Origin of the sequence: Microvirga antarctica (assembly GCF_017921815.1) — a bacterium.
In the GTDB taxonomy this organism is placed as follows: domain Bacteria; phylum Pseudomonadota; class Alphaproteobacteria; order Rhizobiales; family Beijerinckiaceae; genus Microvirga; species Microvirga antarctica.
Genome location: NZ_JAGEMM010000001.1, coordinates 651,454 through 664,124 on the forward strand (window position 1 = coordinate 651,454; position 12,671 = coordinate 664,124).

Annotated in this window: 6 protein-coding genes; all 6 read right to left on the minus strand. The window is 61.9% G+C overall.

Translation table 11 applies throughout. The annotated features are described in order from the left end of the window. Positions 1-20: 20 nt before the first annotated feature. Complete coding sequence (gene fusA, locus J4G32_RS03240; protein WP_210484427.1) at positions 21-2,096, minus strand: elongation factor G; 2,076 nt, start codon at positions 2,094-2,096, stop codon at positions 21-23. A 25-nt stretch (positions 2,097-2,121) separates the two neighbouring features. Next, positions 2,122-2,592: a 30S ribosomal protein S7 gene (gene rpsG / locus J4G32_RS03245; RefSeq protein WP_150948206.1), complete on the minus strand. Its 471-nt coding sequence runs from the start codon at positions 2,590-2,592 to the stop codon at positions 2,122-2,124. Positions 2,593-2,627: 35 nt separating this feature from the next. Continuing rightward, a complete protein-coding gene (gene rpsL / locus J4G32_RS03250) occupies positions 2,628-2,999 on the minus strand; it encodes a 30S ribosomal protein S12 (protein ID WP_114189441.1) in 372 nt (123 codons plus the stop codon). A 579-nt stretch (positions 3,000-3,578) separates the two neighbouring features. Beyond that, positions 3,579-7,754 (minus strand): DNA-directed RNA polymerase subunit beta', encoded by a 4,176-nt coding sequence (gene rpoC / locus J4G32_RS03255; protein ID WP_210484428.1) that lies wholly within the window; start codon positions 7,752-7,754, stop codon positions 3,579-3,581. A gap of 124 nt (positions 7,755-7,878) precedes the next feature. Further along, positions 7,879-12,009, minus strand: coding sequence for a DNA-directed RNA polymerase subunit beta (gene rpoB, locus J4G32_RS03260; RefSeq protein ID WP_210484429.1), 4,131 nt, complete (start codon positions 12,007-12,009; stop codon positions 7,879-7,881). A 252-nt stretch (positions 12,010-12,261) separates the two neighbouring features. Continuing rightward, a complete protein-coding gene (gene rplL, locus J4G32_RS03265) occupies positions 12,262-12,633 on the minus strand; it encodes a 50S ribosomal protein L7/L12 (protein ID WP_210484430.1) in 372 nt (123 codons plus the stop codon). Positions 12,634-12,671: the final 38 nt, after the last annotated feature.

Here is a 12,671-nt window from a genome sequence, read left to right on the forward strand (position 1 = left end):
AAATATTAGCTTGAGTGGGCTCAGGCGTATTTCGCCTGAACCTCGGCAGCCACGTTCGACGGCACCTGTTCGTAGTGGTCGAACTGCATCGTGTAGTTTGCCCGGCCCTGGCTCATGCCACGCAGGGTGTTCACGTAACCGAACATGTTGGCCAGCGGCACCATCGCGTTGATGACGACCGCGTTGCCGCGCATGTCCTGGCCCTGAATCTGGCCACGCCGTGAATTCAAGTCACCGATCACAGAGCCGGTGTAATCTTCCGGCGTCACGACCTCGACCTTCATGATCGGCTCGAGTAGGACGGAACCGCCCTTCTGCAGACCTTCACGAAGCGCCGCACGGGACGCGATTTCGAACGCGAGCGCCGACGAGTCGACCTCGTGGAACGCGCCGTCGATCAGCTCAACCTTCACGTCGACCACCGGGAAGCCGGCGATCACGCCGGAACCGATGACCGAGTTGAGACCCTTTTCGACGCCGGGGATGTATTCCCGCGGGACCGAACCACCGACGACCTTCGAGTCGAAGGCAAAGCCCGCACCCTGCTCGTTCGGCTGGATGACCAGCTTGACGCGAGCGAACTGACCGGTACCGCCGGTCTGCTTCTTGTGGGTGTAGTCGATCTCGACTTTCTTCGTGATCGTCTCGCGATAGGCAACCTGCGGCGCGCCGATATTCGCGTCGACCTTGTAGGTGCGGCGCAGAATGTCGACCTTGATGTCGAGGTGGAGTTCGCCCATGCCCTTGAGAATGGTCTGGCCGGATTCCTGGTCGGTCGACACGCGGAAGGACGGATCCTCCGCCGCGAGCTTGGCGAGAGCCAGACCCAGCTTTTCCTGGTCGGCCTTCGACTTCGGCTCGATCGCGATCTCGATGACGGGTTCAGGGAACTCCATCTTCTCGAGGATCACGGCCTTCAGCGGATCGCACAGCGTGTCGCCGGTGCGGACTTCCTTGAGGCCTGCGAGGGCGACGATGTCGCCGGCGAAAGCCTCCTTGATGTCCTCACGGTTGTTCGCATGCATGAGCAGCATGCGGCCGACGCGCTCTTTCTTGTCCCGGGTGGAGTTGAGGAGCGAAGCGCCCGTCTCGACCTTGCCCGAATAAACGCGGCAGAACGTGATCGTGCCGACGAAGGGATCGTCCATGATCTTGAAGGCGAGCATGGAGAAGGGGTCCTCGTCGGTCGGACGACGCAGGATCGGCTCTTCGGTCTTGAAGTCGAGACCTTCAATGCCTTCGCGGTCTGCCGGGGACGGCAGGAAATCCACGACTGCGTCGAGCAGGGGCTGGACGCCCTTGTTCTTGAAGGCCGAACCACACAGCACAGGATGGAAAGCGCGGCGCTGCACGGCGGTGCGGACGAGGCGACGCAGGGTCACATCGTCAGGCTCCTGGCCGTCCAGATAAGCCACCATCGCCTCGTCGTCCATTTCGACGGCGGCTTCGATGAGCTTGCTGCGGTATTCCAGCGCCTGCTCTTTCAACTCGGCGGGAACCTCGATTTCTTCGTAGTTCGCGCCCAGCGACTCGCCGTTCCAGACGATCCCCTTCATCTTGATGAGGTCGATGACGCCGCGGAAATCGCTCTCCGAGCCGATCGGCAGCTGCAGGCAGACGGGCTTGCCGGCAACGCGGTCGATGATGTCGGCAACGCACTTGAAGAAGTCTGCGCCGGTCTTGTCCATCTTGTTGACGAACACGATGCGCGGAACATCGTACTTGTCGGCCTGGCGCCAGACGGTCTCGGTCTGCGGCTCGACGCCCTGGTTGCCATCGAGAACGCACACTGCGCCGTCGAGGACGCGCAGCGAACGCTCGACTTCAATCGTGAAGTCCACGTGGCCGGGGGTGTCAATGATGTTCAGACGATGATCGCGCCAGATGCAGGTGGTGGCAGCGGACGTGATCGTGATCCCACGCTCCTGCTCCTGCTCCATCCAGTCCATGGTGGCAGCGCCTTCATGGACTTCGCCGATCTTGTGCGACTTGCCGGTGTAATAAAGAATACGCTCGGTCGTCGTCGTCTTGCCAGCATCAATGTGGGCCATGATGCCGAAGTTACGGTAGTCCTGAATCGCATGCGTGCGGGGCATCGCTTAGTTCCTCAAGGTCCAGCCGTTACCAGCGATAATGCGAGAACGCGCGGTTGGCTTCCGCCATCCGGTGAGTGTCTTCGCGCTTCTTGACCGCGTTGCCGCGGTTGTTGGATGCATCGAGCAGTTCGGCCGACAGACGATCGACCATCGTCTTGTCATTACGGCCGCGGGCTGCCTGGATGATCCAGCGAATGGCAAGCGCCTGGCGGCGCTCCATGCGAACTTCGACCGGGACCTGATAGGTCGCGCCGCCGACACGGCGGGAGCGAACCTCGATCGCCGGAGCGACGTTGTCGAGCGCCTGCTTGAACACTTCGAGCGGGTTGGCCTTGGCGCGCCCCTCGATAATGTCGAACGCACCGTAAACGATGCCTTCCGCAGCAGACTTCTTGCCGTCGTACATGATCGAATTCATGAACTTGGTGACGACGATATCGCCGAACTTTGCGTCCGGAATAATCTCGCGCTTTTCAGCGCTATGGCGGCGGGACATGAGCTGGCTCCGACCTCAATAATAAGTTTTGCGGCTTACTTCGGCCGCTTCGCGCCGTACTTCGAACGACGCTGCTTACGGTTTTTCACACCCTGCGTGTCGAGGACGCCGCGAATGATGTGATAACGGACACCCGGAAGGTCCTTCACGCGGCCGCCGCGGATCATCACCACGGAGTGCTCTTGAAGGTTGTGGCCCTCGCCCGGGATATAACCGATGACTTCGAAGCCATTGGTCAAACGAACCTTGGCGACCTTACGAAGCGCCGAGTTCGGCTTCTTCGGGGTCGTGGTGTAAACGCGCGTGCACACGCCCCGCTTCTGCGGGCAGGCCTCAAGCGCGGGAACCTTATTCCGGCTCTTTTGCGCCGTCCGCGGCTTGCGGATCAGCTGACTGATCGTTGGCATCCTCTGCCCTCTTTCACCGGCCACCCCATGGTGGCTTTGCGTGTCTTCAACGTGGAACGCCGCAAGGGCGTCCCGGCAAGCGGAAACGCTTGCACAAAACGAAGCCGCGCCATTGGCGAGAATGCCCTTAGCGCGGTGCCTGCAGAGGATTACGGCGAACCGCAATCGTGCCCTATATCTGACGTCTGTCAGTCAAGGTTTGAGTTCGACAGCGTTTAGGTCGCCTCCGTCGAAACTAGTCGTTTCGACTCGCTTGATACCTACGGCCCGTCGGAAAGTCTGGTTTCTCTAGCCCCCGAGTCGGTAAAAGTCAACTCGATTCCGCCAAGAAGCGCGGCTCGCCGCTGTTCCTGCGCCCTGGCAGAGGCGACGGGTGGTTTCGGAGCGCTCTCGCGGTCCATTCCCGACGTTCTAAGGGCCTCTTGAGGCCGATTTCACCGGCCTTGCTCCGGCTTTGCCGCCGTGCACTTGCCGATGCGGCAGGAGCATATGCCAGAGGAGACGACGGCGCATCGTGCCGTCCCGTTCATGGAAAAGGCCGCCCTGAGGCGGCCCTTTCGGTGTTGATGCGGCTGAAGCTTATTCGGCTGCCGGGGGCAGCTCGCTCAGCTGGACCTTCGATTCGGCGCGCTTCTGCTGCAGGATCAGCTTGTCGCGGTGTGCCGCCACAGCCTTGATCTGAGCATTCATGGCGCCGGTGCCGGCCGGGATGAGGCTGCCGACGATCACGTTCTCCTTGAGCCCCTCCAGCGTATCGACCTTGCCGTTGACTGCCGCCTCGGTGAGGACGCGGGTGGTCTCCTGGAAGGACGCCGCCGAGATGAAGGAGCGGGTCTGGAGAGACGCCTTGGTGATGCCCAGAAGAACCGGCGCGCCGACGGCGGGCTTCTTCTTCTCGGCGACCATGCGCTCGTTGATCTCTTCCATTTCGAGCCGGTCGACCTGCTCGCCGGTCATCAGCTCGGTGTCGCCGCCATCGGTGATTTCCACCTTCTGGAGCATCTGCCGAACGATGACTTCGATGTGCTTGTCGTTGATCAGCACGCCCTGGAGTCGATAGACCTCCTGGATCTCATTCACGAGGTAGGCAGCCAATTCCTCGACGCCCTTGATGGCAAGGATGTCGTGCGGGGCCGGGTTGCCGTCCACGATGAAGTCGCCCAGTTCCACCACGTCGCCGTCCTGCAAGTGGATGTGCTTGCCCTTCGGGATCAGGTACTCGACAGGCTCCGAACCATCGTGCGGGGTCAGCGTCAGGCGACGCTTGTTCTTGTAGTCACGGCCGAACAGGATCGTGCCGGACTTCTCCGCAATGATGGCCGCATCCTTCGGACGCCGCGCCTCGAACAGCTCAGCCACGCGCGGCAGGCCGCCCGTGATGTCGCGGGTCTTGGCGCTCTCGGTCGAGACACGGGCGATCACGTCGCCGGCCTTGACCTTGGAGCCAGGATCGGCCGCCAGAATGGCATCCACCGCCAGCAGGTAGCGGGCATCGCTGCCGCGCGGAAGCTTGGCGATCTTGCCACCCTTGCCTTCGATGGTCACCGCGGGACGAAGGTCCGCCGTACGGGCGGAGCTGCGCCAATCGATGACCACGCGCTTGGCGATGCCGGTCGATTCGTCTGTCGTCTCGATCATCGACGCGCCGTCGTTGAGATCCTCGTAGCCCACCACACCGTCGATTTCGGTGAGGATCGGGCGGGTATAGGGGTCCCATTCGGCGATGCGCTGGCCGCGCTTGATGGTGTCGCCCTCGTCGACCTTCAGGCGCGAGCCGTATTGCAGACGGTGGACGGAGCGCTCGGCGCCGTCCGGACCGGTGATGACGACCGCGACGTTGCGGCCCATCACGATCAGGTCGCCATCCGAGTTGCGGGCGATGTTCTTGTTGCGGAAGCTGATCGTACCTTCGAAGTTCGACTCGAAGAACGACGAATCCGCGATCTGCGCCGCACCACCGATGTGGAAGGTGCGCATCGTGAGCTGGGTGCCCGGCTCGCCGATGGACTGAGCGGCGATGACGCCGACAGCCTCGCCGTGGTTGACCGGCGTGCCGCGGGCCAGATCGCGACCGTAGCAGGTGGCGCAGACGCCGTTCTTGGACTCGCAGACGAGAACCGAACGGATCTTCACTTCCTGGATACCGGCAGCAGTAATCGCCTCGAGGTCTTTCTCCTCGATCATCGTGCCCTTCGCGACGATGACCTCACCGTCGATATTGACGAGGTCTTCGGCCGTGGAACGACCAAGGATGCGCGAGCCGAGCGATGCGACCACCTGGCCGGCATCGACGATGGCGCGCATGCGGATGCCGCGCTCAGTACCGCAATCGTCCTCACGGATGACCGCATCCTGCGCAACGTCCACGAGACGACGGGTGAGATAACCCGAGTTCGCGGTCTTGAGCGCAGTATCGGCCAGACCCTTGCGGGCGCCGTGGGTCGAGTTGAAGTACTCGAGCACGTCGAGGCCTTCCTTGAAGTTCGAGATGATCGGCGTCTCGATGATCTCGCCCGACGGCTTGGCCATCAGGCCACGCATGGCTGCGAGCTGCTTCATCTGGGCCGGCGAACCACGCGCCCCGGAATGGGACATCATGTAGATCGAGTTGACCGGCTTATCGCGGCCGTTCTCGTCCTTATGGACCGCGGAGATGCGGTTCATCATTTCGCCCGCCAGACGGTCCGAGCACTTGGCCCAGGCGTCCACGACCTTGTTGTACTTTTCGCCCTGCGTGATCAGGCCGTCCTGGTACTGCTGCTCGTAATCCTTGGCGAGCGCGCGCGTCTCGTCGACGATCTCCCACTTGTTCTCGGGGATCACCATGTCGTCCTTGCCGAACGAAATGCCGGCCTTGAACGCGTTGTAGAACCCGAGCTTCATGATGCGATCGCAGAAGATGACCGACTCCTTCTGACCGCAATGCCGATAGACGGCATCGATCATGTTGGAGATCTCCTTCTTGGTCATGAGCTTGTTCACGACGTCGAAGGGCAGCGCCGGATGCGACGGCACGAGCTTCGAGAGCATCACGCGACCGGCGGTCGTCTCGATGATCTTCGAGACGTGCTGTCCATCCTCGCCAAGACCTTCCCAGCGATAGCGGATCTTGGTGTGGAGCGTGATGACCTTCTCGTGCAGCGCGTGTTCGATTTCGCCCATATCGGCGAACGCCTTGCCCTGGCCAGGCTCCCCATCGGACACGATGGAGAGATAGTACAGGCCGAGGACGATGTCCTGCGACGGAACGATGATCGGCTGGCCGTTCGCCGGGTGCAGGATGTTGTTGGTCGACATCATCAGCACGCGGGCTTCGAGCTGCGCCTCAAGGGAGAGCGGCACGTGGACGGCCATCTGATCGCCGTCGAAATCCGCATTGAAGGCGGCGCAGACGAGCGGATGCAGCTGGATCGCCTTGCCCTCGATGAGGGTGGGCTCGAACGCCTGGATGCCCAGACGGTGAAGCGTCGGCGCGCGGTTGAGCAAAACCGGATGCTCGCGGATGACCTCGTCGAGGATATCCCAGACTTCCGGCTTCTCCTTCTCGACGAGCTTCTTGGCCTGCTTGACGGTGGCCGACAGGCCGCGTGCGTCGAGCTTGGCATAGATGAACGGCTTGAAGAGCTCGAGCGCCATCTTCTTGGGCAGACCGCACTGGTGCAGCTTCAGCTCAGGACCGACGACGATGACCGAGCGGCCGGAATAGTCGACGCGCTTGCCGAGCAGGTTCTGGCGGAACCGGCCCTGCTTGCCCTTGAGCATATCGGCGAGCGACTTCAGCGGACGCTTGTTGGCGCCGGTGATGACGCGGCCGCGGCGGCCGTTGTCGAACAGGGCGTCGACCGCTTCCTGCAGCATCCGCTTCTCGTTGCGGATGATGATGTCGGGCGCGCGCAATTCGATCAGCCGCTTGAGGCGGTTGTTGCGGTTGATGACGCGACGGTAGAGATCGTTCAGGTCGGACGTGGCGAAGCGGCCGCCATCCAGGGGAACGAGCGGGCGCAGATCCGGCGGGATCACCGGAACGACCGTCAGGATCATCCATTCCGGCTTGTTGCCGGACATCAGGAAGGCCTCGATGATCTTGAGACGCTTGAGCAGCTTCTTGGGCTTCAGCTCGGAGGTCGTGGTGGCGATCTCTTCGCGCGTGTCGGCCGCGACCTTCTCGAGGTCGAGCTCCTGCAGGATGCGACGGATCGCTTCCGCGCCGATCATGGCCGTGAAGGAATCCTCACCGAACTCGTCCTGAGCGCGGATATATTCCTCTTCGGACAGCAGCTGACGGTCCTTGAGCGGAGACAGGCCGGCATCCACGACGATGTAGGATTCGAAATAGAGAATGCGCTCGAGATCCTTGAGCGTCATGTCGAGCAGAAGGCCGATGCGGCTCGGCAGGGACTTGAGGAACCAGATATGCGCGACGGGCGCGGCCAGTTCGATATGGCCCATGCGGTCGCGACGAACGCGCGCAAGGGTCACTTCGACGCCGCACTTCTCGCAGATCACGCCCTTGTATTTCATCCGCTTGTACTTGCCGCACAAGCATTCGTAGTCCTTGATGGGTCCAAAAATACGCGCACAGAACAAGCCGTCGCGCTCGGGCTTGAAAGTACGGTAGTTGATGGTCTCCGGCTTTTTGATTTCGCCGTAAGACCAGGACAGAATCTTCTCAGGGCTCGCGATCGAGATTTTGATCTGATCGAAGCTCTGCGGCTGCGCCGTTTGGTTGAAAAGATTCATGACCTCTTGATTCATCGCCAGCTCCTAAAACCTCGAAGGTGTCATGGCCGGACGACAGTCCGACCATCTCTTGGTCTGAGAGGGTGCTCCCCTCCCGGGTCGAGATCCCCAGGCCAGGCCTGGGGATGACGATGTTAAATCACTCGGCCGCTTCGGACGGGGGCAGTTGCTCCGTCTCGTTGGCGGCTTTCTTGGAATTGGTCAGCTCGACATTGAGGCCGAGCGAACGCATTTCCTTCACGAGAACGTTGAAGCTCTCCGGAATGCCCGATTCGAACGTGTCGTCGCCACGAACGATGGCCTCGTAGACCTTCGTGCGGCCGGCAACGTCGTCCGACTTGACCGTGAGCATTTCCTGCAGGGTGTAGGCCGCGCCGTAGGCTTCGAGCGCCCACACTTCCATTTCGCCGAAACGCTGTCCGCCGAACTGGGCCTTTCCGCCCAGCGGCTGCTGGGTGACGAGGCTGTAGGGCCCGATGGAACGCGCGTGGATCTTGTCGTCCACCAAGTGGTGGAGCTTCAGCATGTAGATGTAGCCGACAGTCACCTTGCGGTCGAAAGGCTCACCGGTGCGTCCGTCATAGAGCGTGACCTGACCCGACGGGTCGAGCCCAGCCTTCTGCAACATGAACTCGATGTCCGATTCCTTCGCGCCGTCGAAGACGGGTGTTGCGAAGGGAACGCCGCGGCGCAGGTTATGTCCCAGTTCCGCGAGTTCGTTGTCAGACGCCTGATCGATTTCCGGCATGTTGCCGTAGATCGACACGAGCTGATCGCGAAGGCCCTGCGACTGACCGGTCTTGAGGTAGGCATCGACCGCAATCGACACCTGCTTGCCGAGGCCGGCGGCAGCCCAACCCAGATGGGTCTCCAGAATCTGACCGACGTTCATGCGGCTCGGCACGCCGAGCGGGTTGAGAACGATGTCCGCATGCGTCCCGTCGTCGAGGAACGGCATGTCTTCAATCGCCACGATCCGCGACACCACACCCTTGTTGCCGTGACGGCCGGCCATCTTGTCGCCCGGCTGGATCTTGCGCTTCACCGCGACGAAGACCTTGACCATCTTCATCACGCCGGGCGGAAGTTCGTCGCCGCGCTGCAGCTTCTCGACCTTGTCGAGGAACCGCTGCTCGAGACGCTTCTTCGACTCGTCGTAATGCTTCTGGATGGCCTCGATCTCGGTCATCATCGCGTCGTTGTCGACGGCGAACTGCCACCATTGCGAACGCGGGTACTCTGCCAGCAACTCGCGGGAGACCTGGCTGTCCTTCTTGAAGCCCTTGGGGCCGGCAACCGCCACCTGGCCGTTCAGGATCTCGGCCAGACGCGCATAAGTGTTGCGATCGAGGATCGCCTGCTCGTCGTCGCGGTCCTTGGCCAGACGCTCGATCTCTTCACGCTCGATCGCCTGAGCGCGCTCGTCCTTGTCGACGCCGTGACGGTTGAACACGCGCACTTCCACGATCGTCCCGGTAACGCCCGGGGGAACGCGCAAGCTGGTGTCGCGAACGTCGGAGGCCTTCTCGCCGAAGATGGCGCGCAGAAGCTTCTCTTCCGGCGTCATCGGGCTTTCACCCTTCGGGGTGATCTTGCCGACGAGAATGTCGCCCGCATGGACCTCGGCGCCGATATAGACGATGCCCGCTTCGTCGAGGTTCTTCAGCGCTTCTTCCGAAACGTTCGGAATGTCGCGGGTGATTTCCTCAGGACCGAGCTTCGTGTCGCGCGCCATCACCTCGAACTCTTCGATATGGATCGATGTGAAGACGTCGTCCTTCACGATCCGCTCGGAGAGCAGGATGGAATCCTCGAAGTTGTAGCCGTTCCACGGCATGAACGCGACGAGCACGTTGCGGCCAAGCGCCAGCTCTCCCAGCTCCGTCGACGGGCCGTCCGCGATGATGTCGCCCTTGCGGACCACATCGCCGGCGCGGATCAGCGGCTTCTGCGTGATGCAGGTCGACTGGTTGGAACGCTGGAACTTCTGCAGGCGATAGATATCGACACCGGCCCTCGTCGGGTCGGTTTCCTCGGTGGCGCGGATGACGATACGGGTCGCATCGACCTGGTCGACGACGCCGGCCCGGCGGGCCGCAATCGCGGCGCCGGAATCACGCGCGACGACGGCTTCCATGCCGGTTCCCACGAACGGGGCATCGGCCTGTACCAGCGGCACAGCCTGGCGCTGCATGTTGGAGCCCATCAGCGCGCGGTTCGCATCGTCGTTCTCGAGGAACGGGATGAGGGCCGCGGCCACGGAGACCAGCTGCTTGGGCGAGACGTCCATGAGGTCGACGCGGTCCGGCGGCACCACGATGTTGTCGCCGGCGCGGCGGCAGACCACGAGGTCGTCGGTCAGGATGCTGTTCTCGTCCATGACGGAGTTGGCCTGGGCGACGTTGTACTTCGCCTCTTCCATCGCCGACAGGTAGATGACATCCCGCGTGACCATCGAGTCCTTCACGCGACGGAACGGCGTCTCGATGAAGCCGTACTTGTTCACGCGCGCGAAGGTCGCCAGCGAGTTGATCAGTCCGATATTCGGGCCTTCAGGCGTCTCAATCGGGCAGATGCGGCCGTAATGGGTCGGATGCACGTCGCGCACTTCGAAGCCGGCGCGTTCGCGGGTCAGACCACCGGGTCCAAGCGCAGAGAGGCGACGCTTGTGGGTGACTTCCGACAGCGGATTGGTCTGGTCCATGAACTGCGACAGCTGCGAGGAGCCGAAGAACTCGCGCACGGCTGCGGCAGCAGGCTTTGCGTTGATCAGGTCCTGCGGCATCACCGTGTCGATATCGACCGAGGACATCCGCTCCTTGATGGCGCGTTCCATCCGCAGCAGGCCGAGGCGATACTGATTTTCCATCAATTCGCCGACGGACCGCACGCGGCGGTTGCCGAGATGGTCGATGTCGTCGATTTCACCCTTGCCGTCGCGCAGATCGACAAGCGCCTTCGCCACCGCGAGGATGTCCTCGCGACGAAGCGTGCGCACGGTGTCTTCCGCATCGAGATCGAGGCGCATGTTCATCTTCACGCGGCCGACGGCCGAGAGATCGTAGCGCTCGGAATCGAAGAACAGCGAGTTGAACATGTTCTCGGCGGTTTCGAGAATCGGCGGCTCGCCCGGGCGCATGACGCGATAGATGTCGAACAAGGCGGCCTCGCGGCCGGTTGCCTTGTCGATCGCCAGCGTGTTGCGAATGTAGGGGCCGATCGTGACGTGGTCGATGTCGAGAACCGGGATCTCGCTCAGCCCTGCCTCTTCGAGGCCAGCCAGCAGCTTCTCGTTAATCTCTTCGCCGGCTTCAGCGTAGATCTCGCCCGTATTCGCGTTGACGAGGTCCTCGCCGATATACTGGCCGTAGAGATCCTCGTCCGTTGCGCGCAGGTCCGTCAGGCCCTTCTCGGCAAGCTGACGCGACGTGCGCACGGTGAGCTTCTTGCCCGCCTCGAGCACGACTTCGCCGGTCTTGGCGTCGATCAGGTCGACAGTCGCCTTGAAGCCCTTCATGCGCTCGGCATCGAACGGGACCGTCCAGCCGGTCTTGACGCGCTTGTAGATCACCTTGTCGTAGAAGGTGTTGAGGATTTCCTCGCCATCGAGGCCGAGCGCGTAAAGCAGCGTTGTCACCGGAAGCTTCCGCTTACGGTCGATACGCGCGTACACGATGTCCTTGGCGTCGAATTCGATGTCGAGCCATGAGCCACGATACGGAATGATGCGCGCGGCAAACAGCAGCTTGCCCGACGAATGGGTCTTGCCCTTGTCGTGATCGAAGAACACGCCCGGCGACCGGTGCATCTGGGAGACGATGACGCGTTCGGTGCCGTTGACGATGAAGGTGCCGTTATCCGTCATGAGCGGCATGTCGCCCATGTAGACGTCCTGCTCCTTGATGTCCTTCACGGAGCGCGCGCCGGTATCCGGATCGACATCGAACACGATCAGGCGCAGCGTCACCTTGAGGGGCGCGGAGAACGTCATGCCGCGCTGGCGGCACTCGTCGACGTCGTATTTCGGCGGCTCGAACGTGTATTTCACGAACTCGAGCAGGGCGGTGTTGGAAAAGTCCGAGATCGGAAACACCGACTTGAAGACAGCTTGCAATCCCTCTTCCGGCCGGCCACCCTTTGCCTCTTCGACCATCAGGAACTGGTCGTAGGATGCCTTCTGAACCTCAATGAGGTTCGGCATCTCGGCCACTTCCTTGATTTTTCCGAAGAACTTCCGAATGCGCTTCCGGCCGATCAGTGTGTTGGCCATCTGGACCTCGTTCCTCATCTACGGCTGATCGCGCAGCCCCTAGATAAGGATGCTCGATCAGCCGCCCAGCGACCTGCGGCCGCCAGCTACCAAAAAACCTCTGGACCTTTGCGGCCCGGAGAGACTTCGCGTCGTCACAAGGGGCCCTGCCCTCATCGACGACACAACGGCCCCAGGCAAAACTGCCTGGGACCGTGTGCTGTTAGAGCCCCCGCCTGCGCAGGGGTGACATCGCGGCCGAAGCCGCGAAAATCACTTAAGCTCGACCTTGGCGCCGACCTTCTCGAGGGTCGCCTTGATCTTCTCGGCTTCGTCCTTGGTGACGCCTTCCTTGACGGCCTTGGGCGCACCTTCGACGAGGTCCTTAGCTTCCTTGAGGCCGAGGCCCGTGATCGCACGGACTTCCTTGATGACCTCAATTTTCTTGTCGCCAGTGGCAGCCAGCATGACCGTGAACTCGGTCTGCTCTTCAACAGCTGCAGCAGCAGCGCCGGGAGCCGCAGCAACGGCCACAGCGGCCGCAGCAGAAACGCCCCACTTCTCTTCGAGGAGCTTCGACAGCTCGGCAGCCTCGAGAACGGTCAGCGACGACAGATCGTCAACAAGCTTGGCAAGATCAGCCATAGTTTTCAGTCCTTAAGTTCGGTTCGAACGGTTGATGA

What these genes read in the sequence shown, in the direction of transcription:
- rpsL (WP_114189441.1), bottom strand. Translation starts at nt 2,999, where the DNA reads ATGCCAACGATCAGTCAGCTGATCCGCAAGCCGCGGACGGCGCAAAAG.
- rpsG (WP_150948206.1), bottom strand. Translation starts at nt 2,592, where the DNA reads ATGTCCCGCCGCCATAGCGCTGAAAAGCGCGAGATTATTCCGGACGCA.
- rpoB (WP_210484429.1), bottom strand. Translation starts at nt 12,009, where the DNA reads ATGGCCAACACACTGATCGGCCGGAAGCGCATTCGGAAGTTCTTCGGA.
- fusA (WP_210484427.1), bottom strand. Translation starts at nt 2,096, where the DNA reads ATGCCCCGCACGCATGCGATTCAGGACTACCGTAACTTCGGCATCATG.
- rpoC (WP_210484428.1), bottom strand. Translation starts at nt 7,754, where the DNA reads ATGAATCAAGAGGTCATGAATCTTTTCAACCAAACGGCGCAGCCGCAG.
- rplL (WP_210484430.1), bottom strand. Translation starts at nt 12,633, where the DNA reads ATGGCTGATCTTGCCAAGCTTGTTGACGATCTGTCGTCGCTGACCGTT.